Source organism: Desulfovibrio sp. DV (assembly GCF_001936595.1).
GTDB lineage: Bacteria > Desulfobacterota > Desulfovibrionia > Desulfovibrionales > Desulfovibrionaceae > Solidesulfovibrio.
Genome location: NZ_MLBG01000021.1, coordinates 1 through 21937, shown reverse-complemented (window position 1 = coordinate 21937; position 21937 = coordinate 1). Strand labels below are relative to the sequence as shown.

The following is a 21937-nucleotide window of genomic DNA, read 5'->3' as shown; positions in this document are numbered from 1 at the left end:
GCTGTGGCCCTTACTGGAGTCGAGAATCTGGCCCGTCTGCCGGAGCTGAAAAAAAAGCTCCTTTGGACTTTCCTGCTTGTGGCCGTCTACCGCATCGGCGTGCACGTGCCTGTGCCCGGCGTGGATTCGGCCGCCCTGGCCGATTTCTTCGAAAGTGCCAAGAATACCCTTTTTGGCCTTTTCGACATGTTCTCCGGCGGAGGGCTGCGCAACCTTTCCATCTTCGCCCTGGGAATCATGCCCTACATCTCGGCCTCCATCATCATCCAGCTCCTGACTGTCGTCAGCCCGGAGCTGGCCAAGATGCAGAAAGAGGATGGGGCGGCCGGGAAAAAGAAGATCACGCAGTACACCCGGTACGGCACGGTGCTCATCACCGTCATCCAGGGCTTCGGCATTGCCGTTGGCCTGGAAAGCATGGCCAGCCCCACGGGTGCGCCGGTGGTGCTCATTCCTGGCTGGGGCTTTCGCCTCATGACCATTGTGACGCTCACCGCCGGTACGGTCTTCCTCATGTGGCTGGGAGAGCAGCTCACCGAGCGCGGCATCGGCAACGGCATTTCGCTCATCATCTATTCCGGTATCGTGGCCGGCCTGCCCCGGGCGGTGCTGTCCACGTTTGACCTGCTCAAGGCCGGAGAGCTTTCGCCGCTCATGCTCATCCTCATTGTGGCCCTGATGCTCGCCGTCCTGGTGGCCATCGTGTTCATGGAGCGAGGGCAGCGGCGAATACCCATACAATATGCCAAACGGATGGTCGGCCGGAAGATGTATGGCGGCCAGACCACCCATCTGCCGCTTCGGGTCAATACCGCCGGCGTCATTCCGCCCATCTTCGCCTCCTCGATCCTGCTGTTCCCGGCGACCCTGGGCGAGTTCTCGAGCATTCCGTGGCTCAAGACCGTAGCCGCGTTTTTCAGCCCCCAGACGATGACCTACAACGTCATCTTCGTGGCCCTGATTGTGTTCTTCTGCTACTTCTACACGGCCATCATCTTTGATCCGGCCGATATTGCCGAGAACATCCGCAAGCAGGGTGGTTTCATCCCCGGCATCCGGCCCGGGATCAAGACCAAGGAATACATCGACAAGGTGCTGGTGCGCATCACCCTGTGGGGTTCGATGTACATATCCGTGGTGTGCGTGTTGCCCATGATGCTGATTCAGCAGTTCAACGTGCCCTTTTATTTCGGCGGCACCTCGCTTCTGATCGTTGTGGGCGTGGCCATGGATTTCATGTCTCAGATCGAGTCGTATCTTATCTCCCGTCAGTATGAAGGTCTCATGCAGAAGGGGAGAATCAAGGGTAGGCAGTAGATTTGAAAAAGGTCAGAGGGATCTACCTCAAAAACGACCTTGAGCTGGCTTCCATGCGGGAGGCCTGCCGGATCGTGGCAGTGATCCTGCGCGATTTGTCGGAAGCGGTGAAACCGGGTGTGAAGACCATGGTTTTCGAACAGTTGGCCCTGAAACGCTGCGCTGACTTCAGGGTCAAGCCCGGGTTTCTCGGCATGTACGGTTTCCCGTTTGCCCTGTGTTGTTCGGTCAATGAAGAAGTGGTCCATGGGTTCCCTTCGGATCGGGTCTTGAAGGAAGGGGACTTGGTGAGTTTCGACATGGGCGTGGTCTACGACGGCTTTTACGGTGATGCGGCCACGACGGTTCCGGTCGGGGCCATTGACAGCGACCAGGCGGCACTGTTGCAAGTGACGCAGGACTCGCTGGCCAAGGGCATCGCCGAGGCCAAAGCCGGCAATGACCTCTATGACATTTCGCGGGCCGTGCAAAAACATGTTGAAGGCCATGGCCTAAGTGTAGTAAGACGGTTCGTTGGTCACGGCATCGGGAGAAAGCTCCATGAAAAGCCCGAAATTCCTAATTTCGAGCCCAAGGACGCTCCCCGCATCCCGCTGCTCCCGGGAATGGTGCTCGCCATCGAACCCATGGTGACAGCAGGCGGCCCCGACGTCGAGGTTCTGTCCGACAATTGGACAGCCGTGACCAAGGACCGCAGCCTGTCCGCGCATTTCGAGCATACGGTGGCTGTGACCAAAAACGGTCCTCGGATTTTAAGCCTGGCTGAATGACGCGACCGATGCCCGGGCGGCATCGGTCGTTTCCGTCGCCAGGAGACGGAGAGACGGCATGAAAGTTAGACCTTCGGTGAAAAAGCTTTGTCCCAAGTGCAAAATCATCCGGCGTCACGGCGTTGTGCGGGTGATCTGCGATAACCCCCGGCACAAGCAGCGTCAGGGATAACGGAGGAACGTCGTGGCCAGAATCGCGGGAGTCGACCTTCCCAAAAATAAGCGGATGGATATTGCGCTGACCTACATTTTCGGCATCGGCCGGACTACGGCCCTGCGCATCCTGGAAGTCACCGGTGTTGATTGGACGAAAAATTCCGATGCCCTGACTTCTGAGGAAACCAACACCATCCGTAAGGAAATTGAAGCCAACCACAAGGTCGAGGGCGATCTGCGGCGTGAAGTCACCGCCAGCATCAAACGCCTCATGGACATCGGCTGCTACCGTGGTTTGCGTCACCGTCGCGGGCTTCCCTGCCGCGGGCAGCGCACCCACACCAATTCGCGTACCCGCAAGGGGCCGCGTCGCGGCGTGATGGCCAAGAAGAAGAAGTAACCTTCCGCCGGCGCGCCCTTCGCGCCGCGGACAACACGGCAACATGCCCGAACAGGGCTTTTTGGAGATACGCGTATGGCGAAGCCACGCCGCACCGGCAAAAAAGAACGCAAGAACATTCCCGTGGGCGTCGCCCACATTCAGGCCACGTTCAACAATACCATCGTGACCTTCACCGATCAGAAGGGCAACGTGGTCAGCTGGGCCACCTCCGGTGGGGCAGGCTTCAAGGGGTCGCGCAAGTCCACCCCGTTTGCCGCCCAGGTCGCCGCCGAGAACGCCGCGCGCAAAGCCCAGGAAAATGGGATGCGCACCGTCGGTGTGCTGGTCAAGGGACCCGGCTCGGGCCGGGAGGCCGCCATGCGCGCCATCCACAACGCTGGTTTCAAGATCAGCTTCATCCGCGACATTACGCCCATCCCCCACAACGGATGCCGTCCGCCCAAGCGGCGTCGTGTCTAAGTTGGGACGGTTGGCCAGCGGCTTTGGCCGCTTGGCGGCATAGCGGTATTTTACGACCAGGCCTCCTAAAGAGGCCTGGATCATTATTCGGTCCCACCCGGTGCGCAAAGCCCCGGAGGACCGGACACCCGCAGGGAACACACCCCCGGACTCGACCGGTTGCCCTGCGGTACATCGAGGAGGAACGACCTTGGCACGTTATACTGAAGCGAAATGCCGGATTTGCCGCCGGGAAGGGGCCAAGCTGTTTTTGAAGGGCGATCGCTGTTACACCGATAAGTGCGCCTACGAGCGCCGCCCCTACGCCCCTGGCCAGCACGGCCGCATCCGCAAAAAGATGAGCGATTACGCCGTCCAGCTGCGTGAAAAGCAAAAGACCCGTAAAATGTACGGCATTCTTGAAGAGCAGTTCCGCGACTACTTCAAGCGCGCCGACATGAAAAAGGGCGTCACCGGTGAAAACCTGCTCTCCTCCCTGGAGCGCCGCCTGGACAACACGATCTACCGCCTCGGTTTCGCCACTTCGCGCGCCCAGGCCCGTCAGCTCGTGCGCCACGGCCTTTTCACCTTAAACGGCCGCCGCGTGAACATCCCTTCGTTGCAGGTCAAAGTCGGCGATGTGCTTGAAGTTCGCGAGCGCAACCGGCAGTCCCCGATCATCCAGGAAGCCCAGCAGGTCATCGCCCGCCGCGGTTGCCCGGCCTGGCTCGAAGTGGAAGGCGACAAGCTCAAGGGCAAGGTCATCGCGCTGCCCACCCGCGAGGACGTGCAGTTCCCGATCAACGAGCAGCTCATCGTTGAGCTTTACTCCAAGTAATCGGCAAAGACCCTTTGCCTAAGGTGACGCCATGTTGACTCGTAACGGCCAAAGGCTCATCAACTCCCGCAACTGGACCGAACTGGTGAAGCCCGAAGTCCTGGAAAAGGACCCTGTCTCCACCAATATGTTCGGACGGTTCGTGTGCGAGCCCCTGGAACGCGGGTTCGGCACGACGCTTGGCAATGCCCTGCGCCGTGTCCTCCTGTCGTCCCTGCAGGGCGCGGCTATTGTCGCCGCCCGCATCGAGGGTGTGCAGCACGAATTCTCCACCATTCCGGGAGTCATTGAGGATGTCACCGAGATCATCCTCAACCTCAAGCAGGTCCGGCTGGCCATGGCCACCGACGAGCCCCAGCGGCTTACCCTGTTCGCCAAGGAAAAGGGCGAAGTTCGGGCCAGCGCCATCCAGGGCAACCATAACGTCTCCGTTTTGAGCGAAGACGTGCTGATCGCCACCCTTTCCGAAGACCGCGATTTCCGCATCGATCTCGAAGTGCGTATGGGCAAGGGCTATGTCCCGGCCGATATGCACGAAGGGCTCGAATCCGAAATCGGCCTGATTCTCCTCGATGCGAGCTTCTCGCCTGTCAAGAAGGTGGCCTACACCATCGAACAGGCCCGTGTCGGTCAGATGACCAACTACGACAAGCTCGTCCTGGAAGTCACCACGGACGGCTCCATTGCCCCCGAGGACGCCATTTCCTACAGCGCCAAGATCCTCAAGGATCAGCTCACGGTCTTCATCAATTTCGACGAAAAGGAATCCGAGGCGGAAAAGAATCGGCGTCGCGACGACATCGAACTCAATCCCAGCCTCTTTAAGAGCATTGATGAGCTTGAGCTTTCGGTGCGCGCCACCAACTGCCTCAAGTCCGCCAACATCCAGACGGTTGGCGAGTTGATGCAGAAAACCGAACACGAGATGCTTAAGACCAAGAACTTCGGCAAGAAATCCCTTGAGGAAATCCGCCGCGTTCTGGAAGATATGGGCCTCGAATTCGGGATGCGCATCGAGAACTTTGAGCAAAAATACCAGGAATGGCTGAAGAGGAAGCAGGCCGATGAGACATAAAAAATCCGGACGCAAACTTGGCAGGACCGCCGCTCACCGTAAAGCCATGCTGCGCAATATGGCCCGTTCGCTGCTGGTCCACGAGCGGATCCGCACCACCGAACACAAGGCCAAGGAACTCCGCGGCGTTGTTGAAAACCTTGTGACCCTGGCCCAGACCGACAGCGTCCACGCCCGCCGGATGGCCTACAAGGTTCTGGCCAACCACCAGCTCGTGGCCCGTCTCTTCGACGAGATCGGACCCCGCTTCCAGGGCCAGCCCGGTGGGTTCACCCGCGTGGTCAAGATGGGTCTGCCCCGGGCCGGCGACTGCGCCCCCATGGCCGTCATCGAGCTGACCAAGCAGGCTGGCGAGACCGCCGCCGCTCCCAAGGCCGAAGCCGCCCAGGCTGCTCCTGCCGACGCCTAAGCGATTGCACCACAAGCAGGGCCATCCGGCCCTGCTTTTTTTTGGGGCAATGTATAGTTTCTATCTATAGGGCATATCCCAACTATGGATGTACGCAGACTTCACGCCTTTGCCAAAGTGTACGAATTACGCAGCTTTTCCCGGGCTGGCGATGAGTTGTTGCTGTCCCAGCCAACCATCAGCGCCCATATTGCCGCGCTGGAAGACGAACTCGACACCCAGCTTTTCGACCGGCTCGGGCGCACTGTGTTGCCGACCCAGGCCGGGGATGTGCTCTACCGCTATTGCACCACCATTTTCACCCAGCTCGACCACGCCAAGGCCGATATCATGGCTCTGTCCAAGCGGGTGGCCGGGGAACTGGTCATCGGCGGCAGCACCATTCCGGCCCATTACATCATTCCCAGGTTGATTGCCCGGTATGCCGCCGCCTACCCCGAGGTCCGCCTCGACCTGACCGGCGGCGACACCAGCGAGATCGCCCAGAAGGTGGCCGAGGGCACGGTCCATGTCGGCATCATCGGCGCGCCGGCTCCGTATCCGGAGCTGGTCAGCCTGCCCTATCTCGACGATGCCCTGGTGCTGGTTGCGCCAACGAGTCTCGCGCCCATCCGCCTCGACGGACCCGGCTGGCAGGATCGCCTGGTCCAGCTGCCCTGGATCATGCGGGAGCAGGGGTCCGGGACGCGCCAGACCCTGGATGCCGCCTTGGCCAAGGTCGGTATTGAAATGCGCTCCATTGCCCCGGTCCTGATTGTCCACACCTCCCTGGCCGTCCTTGAATGCGTCGAGGCGGGCCTGGGCGTGGCTGCGGTTTCCACCCTGGCGGCCCGATCCTATCTGGAGCGGGGCGGCGTAGCCGCCCTGGACGCGCCGGGCCTGGACATGCGGCGCAGTTTTTACGTGGTCCACCACGGCAAACGCTATCTCTTCCCCGCCTTGCGTTTTTTTCTCAAGATCTGCGGCTGCGTCTGATTTTTTCTTTTCCCGGCCTGCCCGGGTGTTCTGCCTGCACCAGCCGGACTGGCCTGTGCCGTTGCCGGTCCATGGCCTTCCCCGATACGATCCACCCGTTGACGCGCCATACGAAAAGGCCCGCCCCGGAATACCGGGACGGGCCTTGGTGCGGTCTTTTGCGTTCGGCGTCTGGTCTGCTAACCGCCGATGAGCTGCATGGCCATCTTCGGCAGGGAGTTGGCCTGGGACAGCATGGCGATGGCCGACTGGGTCAGGATCTGTTCACGGACGAACTGGGTCATTTCCGTGGCCACATCGACATCGGAGATCTGCGATTCAGCCGCCTGCAGGTTTTCACCCTGGATCTGCAGGTTGGAGATGGTGTTCTCCAGACGGTTCTGCAAGGCACCCAGGTTGGCCCGGATCTTGTCCTTGGAGACAATGGCGTTCTGGATGGCCACCAGGGACTTCTGCGCCAGTTCCTGGGTCGAGATGCTTCGTCCCTCGGCCGTGGTGGCTGCTCCGACGCCCAGGCCGAAAGCCGAGGCCGTGGAGGTGCCGATCTGGACGTAGTAGTAGTCTTCGGCCGAGTTGTTGCTGGAACCGAAATGCACCTTGAGCTTGCCGGTGGAGTTGAGGCCGGCGCCGCTATGGGTGGAGCTGGAAAGGTTGCCGTTGAGCAGGTAGATGCCGTTGAAATCCGTGGCATTGGCGATTCGGGTAATTTCCGAGGCCATGGCCTGGTATTCCGAGTCGATGATGAGACGCTGATCCGAGGTGTAGGTACCGGTGGAAGCCTGTTCAGCCAGTTCCTTCATGCGGATGAGCTTTTCGTCAACGACCTGAAGCGCGCCGTCTGCGGTCTGGATCATCGAGATGGCGTCGTTGGCGTTGCGCACGCCCTGGTTGATGGCGGTGATGTCGGACCGCATCAGTTCGCGAATGGCCAAGCCGGCGGCGTCGTCAGCGGCGGTGTTGATGCGAAGACCCGAAGACAGACGTGATGTCGATGTAGCGAGGGCACCGTACGAGTTGGACAGGTTGCGCGACGCGTTCATGGCCATCATATTGTGATTGATAACGAGTGACATGGCTTTTCCTCCGTGAAAAGTTTGTGCATCCAGCGGGTTTCCCATGGTGGCGTGTGTATCGCCGGGGACATGGGCTGTTAATTATCGGTCAATGGCTTTCGCCGACCTGCTCCGTATTAATGATTGTATGGTAAGCCTCCTGTGCCGGTAAATCTTTTAAGCGGCTTTGCTTTCATTCGCTGCTGCTTTGACCCACTTATCGGCCCATGGGCCAAACCCTTTAGCCAAATCTTTTTTATTTTTCCCGAAATTTTGGCCAAAAAAAACCGAGCAACCGGCGTTTGAAGCCGGTTGCTCGGTAATTTGTTTCGCTGTGGATGTGCTATTTGAGTGGGTTAGAGAGACGCTGCAGTCGCAGTCGTGAAAGTGTCAGAGAAGTGCTTTGTCACCACTCCTATCGGACGCTTTAACAAACCCATTAGGCGGGGGTGTAATTTTTTTTGCCCCAGCCTGAAGTTTGTTGTCTCCGGCTGCCGGGGGAGTGGGAAAAGAGAGTAGGGAGCCTCCGGCGGGCGGAGCGTGGGGGATAAAGACGGGAAGATGCCGGCGGCGGACAAAGGGACTGACGCCCTTTGGAAACCCACCTGGGGTTCGTTTGATTGGACCGGGTGCGTTGCCAAGTTGAGGAGCGGAAGTTGCGCAAGAAAAGGGGCCGGCGTCGTAACCGTTGCTGTTTGCGCTTGCCTGGGAACACCGGTGCTCCGGCGGCCGGGATGATCCCCCCGGAGCCCTGCACAGGGGGAAATTTGGAAAAGGCTTTCGGCGTTGGCAGCGCGTCCGAGCGTCTGCGGACCGGGTTTGTCGGCCCGCGAGCGTGACGCGAACCGCCGTTGCTGCGGCTGTCCGGATTGCGTACTGTCCATGAATATGTCAGAGTTGTCGTTATGTTAAGTCAAGTCTAACAGAGGAGGAACCATGTGCTTGAAATTTTTCGGCCGGCTGCTGCTGGCCCTGGCCGTGACCCTGATGGCGGCCGGACAGGCCCTGGCTGCCGGTGAAGTCCTGATGATGGCCACCACCACCAGCACCGACGACACCGGTCTTTTGCCCGTGCTCGGCGAGGCCTTCAAAAAGGACTCCGGCATCGAACTCAAATGGGTGGCCGTGGGCACGGGCAAGGCCCTGGAGCACGGCAAGAACTGCGACGTGGACGTGCTGCTGGTCCACGCGCCCGGGGCGGAGAAGAAGTTCCTGGAAGAGGGCAGCGGCACCAAGCGGACCGAAGTCATGTATAATGACTTCGTCCTCGTCGGCCCGGCTGCCGACCCGGCCAAGATCAAGGGCAAGACGGCCGGCGAGGCCCTGGCCGCCATTGCTGCCGCCAAGGCGCCCTTTGTCAGCCGCGGCGACGATTCCGGCACCCACAAGATGGAACAGTCCCTGTGGAAGGGCGCTTCCATGGCCCTGCCGGACAAGGAAACCTGGTATGTGTCGGCCGGGCAGGGCATGATGGCTACGCTCAATATGGCCGGCGAACGCAAGGGCTACACCCTGGTCGACCGCGGCACCTACATCGCCTACGAAGACCTGGCCAAGGGCGCTCCGGCCCTGGTGGTCCTGGTCGAGGGCGACAAGCCCCTGCTCAACCAGTACAGCGTCATTCCAGTCAATCCGGCCAAGTGCCCCAAGGTCAAGATCAAGGAAGCCGAAGCGTTTTCCGACTGGCTGGCCTCGGCCAAGGGCCAGAAAGTCGTGGGTGATTTCAGCCTCAAGGGCAAGAAGCTCTTTACGCCCAACGCCGCCAAACAGTAGTTTCGGCGAAACGCAAACGGCCGTCCCGGCTGGGCCAGGGATAATCGGCCCAGCCGGGACGGACAATACGGCATGAATTATATTCTTGATGGACTGCGCCAGGCGCTGGAACTGCTTTTCGGGGGCGACCCGGAAACCTTTTCCGCTGTCTGGACCACCCTGATCGTGACGCTTGAGGCCATGGCCGCCACCTTGCTGCTCGGCGCTCCGGCTGGCTTTATGCTGGGCTATACCGACTTTCCGGGCAAGCGGGTCATCCGCCTTGTGGTCGAAACCTTTCTTTCCTTCCCAACCGTGGTCATCGGCCTTGTGGTCTATGCCTTTATTTCCAGGCGCGGCCCCCTGGGCGAACTCGGGCTCCTTTTTAGCGTCACGGGCATGGCTATCGGCCTGACCATCCTGGGGCTGCCCATCGTCATCGCCCTGACCGCCCAGGCGGTGGAGAATCTCGACAGCCGGCTGCGCCCGACGCTTCTCACCCTGGGGGCAGGGCCGCGGCAGGTCTTTTTCGCCACGCTCGGCGAGGCCCGGTTCGGCCTGCTCCTGGCCGCCACCGCCGCCTTTGGCCGCATTTTTTCCGAAATCGGGATTTCCATGATGCTTGGCGGCAACATCAAGTGGTCCACCCGCACCATCACCACGGCCATTGCCCTGGAAACCGGCAAGGGTGAGTTCGCAACCGGCATAGCCCTTGGCATCGTGCTCATGGGCATCGCCTTTGCCGTCAACCTGGCCGCCTCGGCCTTTCGCCGGCGGGCAGTCGCATGAGCGCCCTGTACGAACTTGCCGGTGTGGTGCAGCGCTACGGCGAACGCGAAGTGCTTCGCCTGGATCGCCTGGACATTCCCGAAGGCGTCATCCTGGGGCTGGCCGGACCCAACGGCGGCGGCAAATCGACGCTCCTTCGCCTGCTGGCTTTTCTCGAAGCGCCGGCTGCCGGCGTCATCCGCTACCGGGGGGAACCGACCTTTGGCCGGGAATACGCCCTGCGCGGCGAGGTGACCTGTTTTCCCCAGGAGCCCTATCTGCTCAAACGGTCGGTTCGGGCCAATGTGGGGTACGGCCTTTCGGTGCGGGGAGCTCCCGACGTGCGCTCCCGGGTGGACGCGGCCCTGGCCCTGGTTGGCCTCGATCCCGGGCGTTTTGCCGGGCGCATGTGGCACCAACTGTCCGGCGGCGAGGTCAAGCGCGTGGCCCTGGCTGCCCGTCTGGCCCTGCGTCCCCGGGTGCTTTTGCTCGACGAACCAACGGCCAATCTCGACCGCGACAGCGCCGAACTGGTGCGCCGGGCCGTTGTCGCCGCCCGGGAAGAGCATGGCACCACCCTGGTCATAAGCGGCCACGACCAGACCTGGTTGCGGGCCATCTGCGACGAGATCCTCTGGCTTCGCGACGGCGGCCTTGCCACGCCGACCCAGGAGAGCGGCCACTTCCGGCCCTCCCAGAGCCCAGGCGACATCCAACCCGTTGACAGCGACAGGAGCAATCCATGATGCGAGGCGTTTCAGTCCTTGGATTCAAGAAATCCGGGAAAACCACGCTGTGCCGGTCCCTGCTGGAGTTGCTGGCCTCCCTTGGCCATGCTCCGTGCGCACTCAAATGCACCCACAATCCCGGCATCGACAAGGAAGACACCGACACCGACCAGTTTCTGGCCCATTGCCGGACTGTCGGGGCCATAGCCGGCCGGGAGAGCGCGCTTTTCTGGAATGATCCGCGCAAGATTTCCGATATGATCGCCATGCTCGACGGCGACGTGTTGGTCATGGAAGGCGGCCGGGAACACGCGGTTGCACCCCGGGTGCTGGTGCTGCGCGACCCGGCCGAGGCCGGCGAACTGTCCGACCCCGGACTGGTGCTCGCCACCTTTGGCCCGGTGCGCGCCCCGGGCCTGCCCCAGGTCGAATCCGTGGAGGCTCTGGCCGCGTTGGTGCTGGAGCGGGGCTTCGTGCTGCCGGGCCTGGACTGCGGGGCCTGCGAACGCGACAGCTGCGCCGTCCTGGCTGCCGACATCCTGGCCGGCCGGGCCACGCCCGATGATTGCGCCACCCGCCACGTGTCGCTTTCCATCACCGTGGGCGGCCGGCCGCTTTCGCTCAATCCCTTTGTCGAACGCATCCTGGCCTCGGGCATCCGGGGGCTGGCCTCGGAACTCAAGGGCTTTGGTCCCGGTCCCATCGACATCCACATCGACTGACCGCCCGGTCCGGCGCGCCCCAGTGGCGCGCGGCGGGGTGAGCTTGTCCGGCCGCCCCGGACTTTTCTCGTGCCGGTCGGCGGTGGTTCGTGTTGTCTTCGGCCTGCATCACGGGTATTGAAAGGGAAACCGCATCCGGGAGGGGCCGCAATGACCAGCGCCTGGGACGCCGACGATTCCAGTATGGGCTTTGACCTCGGCGCTGCCGTGGACCCTGCCCTGCTGGACCGGCAGGTCATTGACGCCGTGGCCCGGCGCATCCATCAGAAGATGGATGATTACGACGCCTACAACTTCACGGCCAAGCAAAGTATCGCGCTCAACGTCTTTTTCGATCTGGCCCAGGAGTTTCCCCAACTGGAACACCTGTACGCGGTCTGTCTGCTCATCCCCAAAATGTTTTTCGATATCGAGTGCAATCTGTACGTGCTCGACAGCAAAAGCGGGGCTATCCGCCGCTGCGCCTACCAGTGCATGGACAGTGATGCCGGGGAAGTGGGCGATCTGCCCTTTGCCCAGAAGACCATGATCCGCGACGACAGGCTTTTTATCCCCATCAAAGGCAATCACGAGCTCATTTCCCAACTGCCGTTTACGCCCCGGGAAGACGTGTTCGGCATGTTGGAGATCTACCCGGCCAGCCGGCTTTCCGAACATGACAGGCTCTTTTTCGAGCGCTACGCCAACCGCTTCGGCTTCCAGCTCCATAACCGCATCCTGGCCAACAAGAACAAGGAGCATCTGCAGTTTATCAGAAGCCTTGTCAAAGATATCGGGCATAACGTCATAGTTCCCAATATCTATTTCAAGCTCTACTACAAACGGCTGCGCTCCAAGATCGATCTGCTCAAGTTTTTTGAATGGAAGCTCAAGCAGTTCTTCGAGACAGACGCCGTGCCCGAGGAAGAATTGCCGGCCACCAAGGAAAAGCTTCTGCGCGATCTCGGCTACATCCATGAGGGGCTCATGGACCAGTACCGCCAGATCCTGACTCATTACGAACAGACAAGCCTGTTTCTGGAGACGCTCCTGCGCCGGTCGCATTTCGAGGAAGGGCGGTATGTGCTGGAAAAGCGGGCCTGCAACTTCAAAAAGCAGGTCATCGACCTCCAGCTCGAACGCTACCGGCCCCGGTTCGAGGAGCGCGGCATCGAGATCGACACGTCCCTTGGCGGCGTGCCGGACCAGGAAATCGAAGTGGTGGTGGACATCGGGCTGGTCAGCCAGGTCTATGCCAACCTCTTTTCCAATGCCGTCAAATACACCCGCGAGGTCCTCGATCCGGACTCCGGGCAGCGCCGGCGCTTCATTTCCTTTGGCTGGGAGCGCAAGGCCAATTTCTTCGGCCCCGGCCGCGACGGCATCAAGCTCAACGTTTTCACCTCCGGCCCGGCCATTCCGCCCGAGACCGCCGCCCATCTGTTCGAAGAGGGGGTGCGCGGCGAAAACGCCTCCGGCGAGTACGGCACCGGCCATGGCCTGTATTTCATCCGCGAAGTGGTGCGCCTGCACGGCGGCGTGGAAGGCTACGAGGCCACCCATCTCGGCAACAACTTCTTTTTCGTCCTGCCCATGGATCCGGTCATCTAGACCGTCCGGTCCTGCCGCCTCCAGCCGCTTTCGCCCCTTTCCCGGCCGCGCCTGCTCCTGTTCCTCCTTGCCCCGGCCGTTGCGCCGGGCCACAGCCTCGCGTGGTCTGTCCGTTGACTGATGCGTCCGGGGGCGTCTAGCGGACCCGTTCCTGCCGCCACAGCCGCCACATGGTCATGCCGTTGACCACGGCAATGACCGATTCGAGCAGGGTGCCGCCGATGGAGCCTGAGGCGATGTTGTTGGAAAGCCAGCACAGGGTGGCTGCAAACAGCAGCGCCCGCAACCGGATGCCGGTCATGAAAAAGGCCCCGACCGTGCCCAGACAGCCGGCGGCGATGGAAAACGAGGCAGTCCAGCTGTGGGCCAGCCAGACGCCAAGGACCAGATTGGCAAGAAGGAAAAACGCGGCCAGATACGGCGAGCGGGTCCTTAAGGACGCAAACATGCGCACCGCCGACAGCCCGGCCGACAGGGAGGCGGCCGGGTTGCCGAGCATGGCGAAATGCACGGTGTAGGCGATGCATTCCACGGCAATAAGGGTCTTGAGTTTCCAGTCGATGCGTTGGGCAAAGGCGGTCACGCCCAGGATGAAAGCCAGATAGCCGACGAGTTGGGCCGGGGAGAGAAAATCCATAGTGCTTCCTTTGCGGCCGGGGCCAGGCGTCCGCCGCCGGCTGGAGCGGGCCAGGGGGGCGACAGGCCGGCGGCGGCCTGTCGCCTGGGCCCGGGCGTTCCCCGAGAGGCGGCGGCCGGTTTTCCAGACCAGCAGCGGCCTTACGCCCGGGGCTGCCCCTTGGCAAGTCGGGGACTGTTGACACCACTTTTCAGTGGTGCTAGCCACTGTGTCACCACGAGGAGGTGGTGACACATGGTCGAAGCCCAGGAACTGGCGGTCCTTGGTCTGACCAGCTACGAGGCCGCGGCCTATCTGGCCCTGCTTGGCCGGCCCGAACTGGCCCCGGCCGAAGTGGCGGCCCGGGGAGCCATTCCCCGGCAGCGGGTCTATGACGTGCTGGCGTCGCTTACGGCCAAGGGGCTGTGTCTGGCCCGGGACGGTTCGCCGCGCGTGTACGCTGCCGTGGCTCCGGCCATCGCTTTGGAGCTTTTGGCCGGGGAACGCACGGCCCAGCTGGCCCGGCAACGGCTGGAGGCTGAGGCTGCGGCCGCCCGGCTGACCCAGGCCCTGGCCCCGATTTTTGCCGGCGGACGCGGCCAAAGCGATCCCCTGGCCTATGCCGAGGTGCTCACCGGACCCACCCGCATCGCCCACCGGGCCTTGGCCCTGGCCCGGGGCGCAACCCACCGGGTCCATTCCTGCATCACCCGGCCCATGATTTTGTCCAACGAACAAAACAGGACCTTTATGGAAGCGCCGCTCGGCCGGGGACTGGCCTACCGGGCCCTGTGCGATGCGGCGACCGTGGCCGAGCCGGGTTTTGCCCCGCTCCTTGATTCGCTGTGCGGCCAGGGCCTCGACGTACGGCTGGCCGATGCCCTGCCTCTTAAAATGCAGGCCTTTGACGATGCAACCGTGCTGTTGTCCATGCAGGACCCGGCCGGCGGACCGCCGAGTTTCACGGCCGTGGTCATCCACAACCGGGGCGTGGCCGCCATGCTCAATCTGGCTTTTGAACAACTCTGGGCCGGGGCCAGACCCTATGAAGGAGGCGTGTGATGGCGTCTGCCGCACGTATGCCTAAGGAGGCCGGGAGCGCCCCGGCCGATGCGCAACTGAGCATCCGTCGGGGCTACGAACCAGGGGTGATCGGCCGGGCCGCGGAACTCCATGGCCGCTACTATGCCGAGGCCTGGGGTTCGGGTGCGCCCTTTGAGTCGCTCATTGCCCGGGAGTTCGGCGAATTTATGGAAGGCTACGACGAACGCTTTGATCTGCTGCTCTCGGCCCACCGGGACGGCCGCTGCATCGGGACCATTGCCATCTACGGCCGCCGCCGGCTGCCCGAGGGGGCGCAGTTGCGCTTTTTCATCGTGGAGCCGGCCTGCCACGGTTGCGGGGCCGGCAAGGCGCTTCTGGCCGAGGCGCTGGCCTGGTGTCGGGAGCAGGGCCTGGACAAGGTCTTTCTCTGGACCGTGGACGGTCTGCCCGCCTCGCGGCGGCTCTATGAGAAAGCCGGGTTCCGGGTGACCGAGCGCGTGCCCGATGCCCGCTACACCGTCGTGCGCGACAATCTGCGCCTGGAGCTTGATTTGTCGTGAGTGGGAGTGGGAGCGGAAATGGGGGGAGAGGGAAGATGCCTCCGGCGGCCGGGAGGGGGTAACCTCCTCCCGGACCCTCCCTGCCTGGGGTGGGCTTTGGCGTCAGGCAGGGCCTGACGCCAAAGCCCACCCCAAACAGGAAGACTCGGGGACGGAAACAACAGTCCCCAGCCGAAGGGTTTACCATCCCGCGCCAAAACCCCCTTTACAAACTTCTCCCTTTGCAGGGGTCCGGGGGGATCATCCCCCCGGCCGCCGGAGGCATCTTCCTCTTTTTCTTTCGACCTACTAAAGCCAATATTCGGGATAGCGCCGGGTCGGGGCGGCGTTGACGGCAATGAGGGCCACGGCCAGCATGACCAGCGCCCCGGAGAGTACGGGAAAGAGCACGTAGAGATAGCCCAGGGCGGCAATCTTGGGGCCGCCGCTGACCGCGATCAGGGCCGTGGCCCCGCCCGGCGGGTGGAGCGTGCCGGTGGCGTGCATGAGGGCGATGGCCAAGGCCACGGCCAGGGCGCACACCAGCCACTCGGGACCCGGCACGGCCAGCCGGACGCTGACCCCGACCAGGGCTGAAAAGACATGGCCGCCGATCAGGTTTCGCGGTTGGGCCAGCGGGCTTTTGGGCGCACCGTAGAGCAGCACGGCCGACGCCCCGAAGGAACCGAGCAGCATGGAGAGGCCCAGGGGATCGGCCACGCGCTCGTGGAGCCAGGCAACCGCCCCGATGCCGGCCAGGGCTCCGAGAAACGACCAGAAGACTTCAGCGGCGCCGACCCGGGGCGGGCTGGTCCCGGCCCCGCGCATCTTGGCGAGAAAGCTCATAGCCCGCACTCCCCGGGCACGCCCCGGCAGGAACGGACCACATCGCCCCGGCTGACAAGGCCGCACAGGCCGTTGCCGTCAACCACGGGCAGACGGTTTATGCCCTGGGCGGCCATGATCCCGGCCGCTTGGCTGCGCGGCGTGTCCGGGCCGACGACCACGGCCGGGCTGGTCATGAGGGCGGCGATCGGCCTGTCGCCCGGAGCCGGGGCCGGCGACGGGACAGGGCAATCGGCCGGGGCCAGGAGCCGAGCCACCAGGGCGGCCGGTGTGGCGTCGCCGGGAAGCGAAAGGCAGCGCAGCAGATCTTTAAGCGACACCACGCCGACCACGGTGCGGCCGGTGACGACCGGCAACCCGGACACGCCGGCTTCGGCCATGAGCCGGGCGGCCTCGCGGGCGGTCGCTTCCGGGGAAACGGCCACGACCTTGCGGGTCATGATATCGGCCACAGGGACGTCGCGGGCCAGCCGGGCGCTGGCATGGTCGTAGGCCAGCCGGTACAGGGCCAGGGCGTCGGCCGGGGAAATGTCCACATAGCCGCCCAGGCGGCGCATGGCGTCGAGAATATCCTCGACAGCCATGTCGGTCATGTCGGTCATATCGGGGGGCAGGGCAGGGGAGCGGTCAGTCGGCATGGGGCGTCCTCCTGGGGGCAGCCTGCCCCCGGGGGGGCGTTTCGCCCATGACCTAAGTCAAGTCTGTTCGAGGGGTACGCGGCCCGACGCAAAAAGGGAACGACGTTGCCGCCGTTCCCTTTGCGATTGCCGGATGGAGGGGCTGCGTCAGATGGCTGCGTCGCCGGTCTCGCCGGTGCGGATGCGGACCACGCCTTCCAGGGAATAGATGAAGATCTTGCCGTCGCCGATGGCCCCGGTGTTGGCCGTGTCGCGAATGGCGGTCACGACCTTCTCGGCCAGGCCGTCGGCCACGACCACTTCGATTTTCACCTTGGCGTTAAACTGCACCTGATACTCGATGCCGCGGTAGGCCTCGACGTGGCCCTTCTGGCGGCCGTAGCCGCGCACTTCGGTGACGGTCAGGCCATGCACGCCAAGCGAATCCAGGGCGTCTTTGACTTCGTCGAGCTTGAACGGCTTGATGATGGCTTCAATTTTTTTCATGGGATTCCCCGTGCTTAACGATGGGTTTTCTGCAGAACGAACTCCGGATAGGCAGACACGGCCACTTCATGCTGGTCCAAACCTTCCAGCTCGTGTTCAGGCTGCACACGAATAGGAACGATCAGGTTCAACACCTTGAAGAAGGCATACATGACGATGAAGACAAACACAAAGTTGGTGCAGATGGCGAGGACCTGGGCCACCAGCTGGCTGCCGTCGCCGTAGAACAGGCCGGTGACGCCGCCGGCCACGCCGTTTAAGGCGTCGCCGTAAGTGCCGTCGCCGAAAAGGCCGACGCAGAGCATTCCGAACGCGCCGTTGACGCCGTGGACGGAAATGGCCCCGACCGGATCGTCGATTTTAAGCGTGCGCTCGACAAAAAAGACGCTGGCGCACAAAAGCACGCCGGCGATGGCCCCGATGGCCACGGCCGAGACCGAGGTGACAAAGGCGCAGGGGGCGGTGATGGCCACCAGGCCGGCCAGCAGGCCGTTGGCCACCATGGAGATGTCGGGCTTGCCGTAGAACATCCACATGTAGAGCATGGCGGAAAACGAGCCGGCAGCCGAAGCCAGCATGGTGTTGACGGCGATGACGCCGATGCGCAGGTCGCCGCCGGCCAGGGTGGAGCCGGCGTTGAAGCCGAACCAGCCAAAGGCCAGGATGAAGCAGCCGGCAATGGCCATGGGGATGTGATGGCCGGGGATGGCAACCGGGGTGCCGTCTGCACGGAATTTGCCCAGGCGCGGTCCAAGCACGATGCCGCCGGCCAGAGCGGCCACGCCGCCGGTCATGTGGACCACCGAGGAGCCGGCGAAGTCCACTGCGCCGTGGCCCAGGGCGTAGAGTTTGCCGAGGCTCGACAGCCAGCCGCCGCCCCAGACCCAGTTGGCGTAGAGGGGATAGACGAACATGGAGATGAAAAAGGCGTAGATGACGAAGGATTTAAACGTCCAGCGTTCGGCCATGGTGCCGGTGGGGATGGTGGCGGTGGTGTCCATGAAGACCATCTGGAACAGGAACACCGAGAAGATGACGGCATCATAGGACACGCCGGACAGGAAAAAGCCGGTGGTGCCGAACAGGCCGAACTCGTTGCCGCCGATGGTGATGGTGAACTCGTTGGCCAGGGCCTGGGCACCGCCGAGGGTGGCCACGCCGCCCACGCCGCCCATCTGCAGGGCAAAGCCGCAAATCCAGTAGCCGAGCATGCCGATGCCGTAGACCATCATGTTCATGGCCATGGTATGGCCGGCGTTTTTGGCCCGGGTAAAGCCGGTTTCAGCCAGGGCGAAGCCGGCCTGCATGAACATGACCAGGAAGCCGCAGATGAGCGTCCAGACCATGTTGATGGCGATGCGGTTATGCCCGACCACGTCGGCCAATTTGGCGGCCAGAGGCTCTTTTTCGGCCAGGGTGGCCATGTCTTCCTTGGTGGGCGCGCCGGCTGTGACGCCGATGACGTCGGCAGCGGTGCCGATGGACGCGCCGGTGGGATCTGAAGCCGGTGGAGGCGTTGCGGCGTCGTCGGCCAGGGCCGTCAGCGGCAGGGCCAGCGTGGTTAAAAAGAGGGCCAAGAGCAGTGTGAGGATGCCTTTTTTCATGTTTCTCTCCGAATCCTGGGGTTCACCGACAGAGATGCCGGCCGTTTTGCAATTGCCGCCACGCGGCTGTGCGCCGATACGATTATGAGGAGTCGAAGGGTGTGAACATGGAGGCCTCCGGAAAACTGCTGGTGTTACGGATGGTGCAGTGTAAACAGCAATTTTACTGCCAACTTTTTAACGTCATTGAATTGCTTGCCATTTGTAATATTTCCAGCGTGCAGCCCGGCAATGGACCTCATTGGCAACACTTTTGTTGAACAAAAATGTACTGCCCGTGCCGCGGTCCGGGAAGAAGGACGGTTTTATTTGCTCGGTGCTTGAAACCGATACCTGAAAGAAACAATTTTGTATCATTTCAAGTTTGAAAGTTTTTACGGTATTGTCAAAAGTGGCTGGCTGTTTGTTCCTGCATATCTTCTTCTCCCCAAGCAGAAGGGCACAGCCGCAACAGCCGCCGCCCTCCATACAGCGGATTGTGGCTCCTGCGGTGGCGAACATCCCGCCAGTTGCGGCTGCGATCAGGCCCGGCCGTGCGGCAGAACGCCTGGTCGGGGACCGGTTCCGGCCAGGGAAGGCAGGGCTGGACATTTTTGTCCATACGAAGCAGCCTGCCACCATGATTCGCACCGCATGCTGGTACGGCCTGGCTGCTGTCGGGGAAATCGCGGGCTGCTACGCCTTTTACGCCTGGTTGCGCCTTGGCCGCTCAGCCTGGTGGATTGTGCCCGGACTGGCCTCTCTGGCCGCCTTTGCCCTGGCGCTTACCCGGGTGGAAGCCGACGCTGCCGGCCGTATCTTTGCGGCCTACGGCGGCATTTACATCCTGGCCTCCCTGGTCTGGATGCATGTTGTCGAGGGCCAGTCCCCGGACCGCTTTGATCTGGCCGGCGCAGCCCTGTGCCTGGCCGGCAGCGGCGTGATCCTTCTGGCCCCGCGCTAGGCGCTTTTGCCTCCCTTGCCCCGGACCGGCCCATGGCCTAGACTGCCGCCATGACGCCAGAGACGACTCCTTTTACGCCGATCGCCTGGAACGGCATCCGCCTTACCGTGCCGGCCTCCTGGCGGCCCACCCGGCTGGGGCTTGGCTATCTGCTGTTTGAAGACGGCAGTGGTCCGGCCTTTGAGCTCAAATGGCGGCGAAACGCCGGCCGGGAAGGCATGGAAGCCGCGTTTCGGGCGATGACGCCCAAGGGCCGGGCCAGACGGGCCGAGGCGCTGCCCGAGGCCTGGACGCGGCAGCTTTCCGACTTCGAATCCATGCCCATCACCTGGACCACCGGGGAGCACGCCGGCTGCGGAGCGGCGCTTTTTTGCCCGGATTGCGGTCTGGCCGCCCTTTTCCAGGGCTACGGCGGCGCGCAGGGGCCAAGTCCCGGCCGGGTGGCGGAAATCGCCGCCGTGCTCGGGAGCCTTGCCCACCACGAACCCGGGCCGCCGGCCTTTGCCCTCTACGGCCTGGCCTACGTGCCGCCGCCGGACTATCTTCTGGCCGCCTTCCAGTTTGTGCCGGGCCGCTTCAGCCTGACCTTTGCCAACGGCCGCCGCCGCCTGGACATCGTGCGCCTGGCCCCGGCCGAGGTGTTGCTGGCCGGCCACGACCTGGGCTGGCTGGCGGCCCAGGCCTTCGGGTTTGAGGCCGACGCCGACACCACCAGCGCGCCTTTGGGGGAGTCCCCGGCCGTGTGGCTGGCCGAGCGCCAGGGGCCAAACTGGGCCGCCCGCATCGCCCGGGCCCTGGGCCGTCCGGCCCGGCTGGCCGTGCTGCGCCATGACACGGCCGCCGGCAAGCTCCTCGGCGCGGCCGCGGCCGGACCCAAACCCATCGACGCCGGCTGGCTGGCCGAAACAGCGGGGCGCTGTGTTTCCCTTTAGATCGAAAAAACCGCCGGTCCCGGTCATGAGCCGGGATGCAGCCCTGGCCCTGGCCCCGGTTCCCAGCCGCGACGTGGAGCAAAGCAGCACGGCCGATGGGCTGGTGCGCCTGTCCGTGCCCGTGTCCGTGCGGCCGGCCCTGGCCGGGCTGGCCAAACGGTTCGGGGCCTGGGACGGCCGGGTGCTGCGAAAGACCGTGGAACTCGACGCTGTCGGCACGTTTGTGTGGCAACACATCGACGGCCGGGCTACGGTGGGGGAAATTGCCACTGCCTTGGCAGCCCGCTACGGCCTGGACGCCAACGAGGCCCGACTGGCGGTGGCGGAATTTCTGCGCCAGCTCGGCCGCCGGGGAGCGGTGGGATTCGCCGACTCCGGGGCCGGCAGGCGGGGAGGCCGGCCATGACCCGCATCACCAGACGACTGGCCCTCAAACTGCTGGCCGCAGGCGCTGCCCTGGGGCATCTGCCGGCCCGGGCCTGGGCCTATTTCATTGCCACGCTGCCGACGCGCACGGTGGAGATTGAGGATTTCACCTTTGAGGCCGCAACCGGACTCGTGCGCCAGGGCGGGGCAGCCAAGCCCTACATTCTGACCGTCGACGGACTGGTCACGCGCCCGGCCGCCCTGGACTATGCGGCCCTTCGCGCCTTGCCCCAGGTCGCCCAGACCGTGGATTTCCACTGTGTCGAGGGCTGGTCCGTGGCCGATCTGGCCTGGAGCGGCGTGCAGCCGGCGACCATCGCCGCCCTGGTCGGCCCCAAGCCCGAGGCCCGCTACGTGATCTTTCACGCCCTGGGCCGGACCCGGTCCCGGCCCGAGGGCCTTGACCACTACGTCGAATGCCTGCCCCTGGCCGATCTGCTCAGTCCGGCCATGGCCTGCCTGCTGGCCCTGGACCTGGGAGGTTCGCCCCTGCCCCTGGCCCACGGCGCACCGCTGCGGCTCCTTTCGCCCTTTGATCTGGCCTACAAATCCATCAAGTTCGTCACGCGCCTGGAATTCGCCGCCAAGCCGGTGGACGGCTGGTGGACCCGGGCCAACGGCATCTACGACACCATCGCCCCAGTCCCGCCCGACCGCCTGCGTAGGCCAGATCCGCGTATGAATTGAGTGGAAGAGGGTGAAGGAAGAAGATGAGGAAAAAGAGGAAGATGCCTCCGGCAGCCGGGGGGATGATCCCCCCGGACCCCTGCACCGGGAGAAGTCTTTAAAGGGGGGCTTGGCGCGGGCTGCCAGTCAGGGCGGCTGAGGACCATTGTTTCCGTCCCCGAAGTCTTCCTGTTTGGGCCGGGA

General features: G+C 63.3%; 27 protein-coding genes. 20 read left to right on the top strand and 7 right to left on the bottom strand.

The window, feature by feature from the left end:
- Positions 1-3 precede the first annotated feature (3 nt).
- The 9 genes from secY to DVDV_RS07200 all read left to right on the top strand — a co-directional run bounded on the left by secY (position 4) and on the right by DVDV_RS07200 (position 6381).
- A complete protein-coding gene (gene secY / locus DVDV_RS07240; RefSeq protein ID WP_075354024.1) occupies positions 4-1317 on the top strand; it encodes a preprotein translocase subunit SecY in 1314 nt (437 codons plus the stop codon).
- Between the two features lie 2 nt (positions 1318-1319).
- Positions 1320-2087 carry a type I methionyl aminopeptidase gene (map, locus tag DVDV_RS07235; protein WP_075354023.1) on the top strand — a complete coding sequence of 256 codons (768 nt, stop codon included), beginning with the start codon at positions 1320-1322 and terminating at the stop codon, positions 2085-2087.
- Between the two features lie 58 nt (positions 2088-2145).
- Positions 2146-2259: a 50S ribosomal protein L36 gene (gene rpmJ, locus DVDV_RS07230; RefSeq protein ID WP_015859948.1), complete on the top strand. Its 114-nt coding sequence runs from the start codon at positions 2146-2148 to the stop codon at positions 2257-2259.
- Positions 2260-2271: 12 nt separating this feature from the next.
- Positions 2272-2643 carry a 30S ribosomal protein S13 gene (gene rpsM, locus DVDV_RS07225; protein WP_043633143.1) on the top strand — a complete coding sequence of 124 codons (372 nt, stop codon included), beginning with the start codon at positions 2272-2274 and terminating at the stop codon, positions 2641-2643.
- Between the two features lie 75 nt (positions 2644-2718).
- Positions 2719-3105 carry a 30S ribosomal protein S11 gene (rpsK, locus tag DVDV_RS07220; protein WP_024825658.1) on the top strand — a complete coding sequence of 129 codons (387 nt, stop codon included), beginning with the start codon at positions 2719-2721 and terminating at the stop codon, positions 3103-3105.
- Between the two features lie 190 nt (positions 3106-3295).
- Entirely contained in the window at positions 3296-3922 is a 627-nt protein-coding gene (gene rpsD / locus DVDV_RS07215) for a 30S ribosomal protein S4 (protein ID WP_043633144.1), read from the top strand.
- A gap of 31 nt (positions 3923-3953) precedes the next feature.
- A complete protein-coding gene (locus tag DVDV_RS07210) occupies positions 3954-4997 on the top strand; it encodes a DNA-directed RNA polymerase subunit alpha (protein ID WP_075354022.1) in 1044 nt (347 codons plus the stop codon).
- A complete protein-coding gene (rplQ, locus tag DVDV_RS07205; RefSeq protein WP_075354021.1) occupies positions 4987-5406 on the top strand; it encodes a 50S ribosomal protein L17 in 420 nt (139 codons plus the stop codon). The genes DVDV_RS07210 and rplQ overlap by 11 nt, the downstream gene beginning before the upstream one ends.
- Positions 5407-5490: 84 nt before the next feature.
- Positions 5491-6381 carry a selenium metabolism-associated LysR family transcriptional regulator gene (locus tag DVDV_RS07200; RefSeq protein ID WP_075354020.1) on the top strand — a complete coding sequence of 297 codons (891 nt, stop codon included), beginning with the start codon at positions 5491-5493 and terminating at the stop codon, positions 6379-6381.
- Between the two features lie 179 nt (positions 6382-6560).
- Here the strand turns inward: DVDV_RS07200 and DVDV_RS07195 are convergent, their stop codons facing one another.
- Entirely contained in the window at positions 6561-7454 is an 894-nt protein-coding gene (locus tag DVDV_RS07195) for a flagellin (RefSeq protein ID WP_075354019.1), read from the bottom strand.
- A gap of 915 nt (positions 7455-8369) precedes the next feature.
- Here DVDV_RS07195 and DVDV_RS07190 point away from each other — a divergent pair.
- The 5 genes from DVDV_RS07190 to DVDV_RS07170 all read left to right on the top strand — a co-directional run bounded on the left by DVDV_RS07190 (position 8370) and on the right by DVDV_RS07170 (position 12993).
- Complete coding sequence (locus tag DVDV_RS07190) at positions 8370-9206, top strand: substrate-binding domain-containing protein (RefSeq protein WP_075354018.1); 837 nt, start codon at positions 8370-8372, stop codon at positions 9204-9206.
- Between the two features lie 72 nt (positions 9207-9278).
- Complete coding sequence (locus DVDV_RS07185) at positions 9279-9974, top strand: ABC transporter permease (RefSeq protein ID WP_075354017.1); 696 nt, start codon at positions 9279-9281, stop codon at positions 9972-9974.
- Positions 9971-10699 carry an energy-coupling factor ABC transporter ATP-binding protein gene (locus DVDV_RS07180; RefSeq protein ID WP_075354016.1) on the top strand — a complete coding sequence of 243 codons (729 nt, stop codon included), beginning with the start codon at positions 9971-9973 and terminating at the stop codon, positions 10697-10699. The genes DVDV_RS07185 and DVDV_RS07180 overlap by 4 nt, the downstream gene beginning before the upstream one ends.
- A complete protein-coding gene (locus DVDV_RS07175; protein WP_254845295.1) occupies positions 10696-11403 on the top strand; it encodes a molybdopterin-guanine dinucleotide biosynthesis protein MobB in 708 nt (235 codons plus the stop codon). The genes DVDV_RS07180 and DVDV_RS07175 overlap by 4 nt, the downstream gene beginning before the upstream one ends.
- Before the next feature lie 150 nt (positions 11404-11553).
- Positions 11554-12993 (top strand): sensor histidine kinase KdpD, encoded by a 1440-nt coding sequence (locus DVDV_RS07170; protein ID WP_075354015.1) that lies wholly within the window; start codon positions 11554-11556, stop codon positions 12991-12993.
- A 136-nt stretch (positions 12994-13129) separates the two neighbouring features.
- Here the strand turns inward: DVDV_RS07170 and DVDV_RS07165 are convergent, their stop codons facing one another.
- A complete protein-coding gene (locus tag DVDV_RS07165) occupies positions 13130-13630 on the bottom strand; it encodes a YgjV family protein (protein WP_075354014.1) in 501 nt (166 codons plus the stop codon).
- 234 nt (positions 13631-13864) lie between these two features.
- Here DVDV_RS07165 and DVDV_RS07160 point away from each other — a divergent pair, with 234 nt between their 5' ends.
- Both DVDV_RS07160 and DVDV_RS07155 read left to right on the top strand, forming a co-directional pair.
- Entirely contained in the window at positions 13865-14671 is an 807-nt protein-coding gene (locus tag DVDV_RS07160; protein WP_075354013.1) for a TrmB family transcriptional regulator, read from the top strand.
- Positions 14671-15213, top strand: coding sequence for a GNAT family N-acetyltransferase (locus tag DVDV_RS07155; RefSeq protein ID WP_083634701.1), 543 nt, complete (start codon positions 14671-14673; stop codon positions 15211-15213). The genes DVDV_RS07160 and DVDV_RS07155 overlap by 1 nt, the downstream gene beginning before the upstream one ends.
- 288 nt (positions 15214-15501) lie before the next feature.
- On the opposite strand, the gene DVDV_RS07150 is transcribed toward DVDV_RS07155, so the two are convergent.
- The 5 genes from DVDV_RS07150 to DVDV_RS22165 form a co-directional block, all read right to left on the bottom strand.
- Complete coding sequence (locus DVDV_RS07150; protein ID WP_075354011.1) at positions 15502-16038, bottom strand: HPP family protein; 537 nt, start codon at positions 16036-16038, stop codon at positions 15502-15504.
- On the bottom strand, positions 16035-16676 hold the full coding sequence (locus DVDV_RS07145) for a CBS domain-containing protein (protein ID WP_075354010.1): 642 nt from the start codon (positions 16674-16676) through the stop codon (positions 16035-16037). Before DVDV_RS07145 ends, DVDV_RS07150 begins: the two co-directional genes overlap by 4 nt.
- Positions 16677-16823: 147 nt before the next feature.
- Positions 16824-17162, bottom strand: coding sequence for a P-II family nitrogen regulator (locus DVDV_RS07140; RefSeq protein ID WP_075354009.1), 339 nt, complete (start codon positions 17160-17162; stop codon positions 16824-16826).
- Positions 17163-17176: 14 nt separating this feature from the next.
- Entirely contained in the window at positions 17177-18766 is a 1590-nt protein-coding gene (locus DVDV_RS07135; protein ID WP_075354008.1) for an ammonium transporter, read from the bottom strand.
- A gap of 183 nt (positions 18767-18949) precedes the next feature.
- Positions 18950-19357 (bottom strand): hypothetical protein, encoded by a 408-nt coding sequence (locus tag DVDV_RS22165; RefSeq protein WP_139311550.1) that lies wholly within the window; start codon positions 19355-19357, stop codon positions 18950-18952.
- Positions 19358-19385: 28 nt separating this feature from the next.
- Between DVDV_RS22165 and DVDV_RS07130 the strand changes: the two genes are divergently transcribed.
- The 4 genes from DVDV_RS07130 to DVDV_RS07115 are packed head-to-tail and all read left to right on the top strand — an operon-like array spanning position 19386 to position 21754.
- Positions 19386-19709: a YnfA family protein gene (locus DVDV_RS07130; protein ID WP_075354007.1), complete on the top strand. Its 324-nt coding sequence runs from the start codon at positions 19386-19388 to the stop codon at positions 19707-19709.
- A 50-nt stretch (positions 19710-19759) separates the two neighbouring features.
- Positions 19760-20641 (top strand): hypothetical protein, encoded by an 882-nt coding sequence (locus DVDV_RS07125; protein ID WP_075354006.1) that lies wholly within the window; start codon positions 19760-19762, stop codon positions 20639-20641.
- Positions 20642-20666: 25 nt separating this feature from the next.
- Positions 20667-21047, top strand: coding sequence for a PqqD family protein (locus tag DVDV_RS07120; protein ID WP_175577076.1), 381 nt, complete (start codon positions 20667-20669; stop codon positions 21045-21047).
- Entirely contained in the window at positions 21044-21754 is a 711-nt protein-coding gene (locus DVDV_RS07115; RefSeq protein ID WP_075354005.1) for a molybdopterin-dependent oxidoreductase, read from the top strand. The genes DVDV_RS07120 and DVDV_RS07115 overlap by 4 nt, the downstream gene beginning before the upstream one ends.
- The last annotated feature ends 183 nt before the right edge of the window (positions 21755-21937 follow it).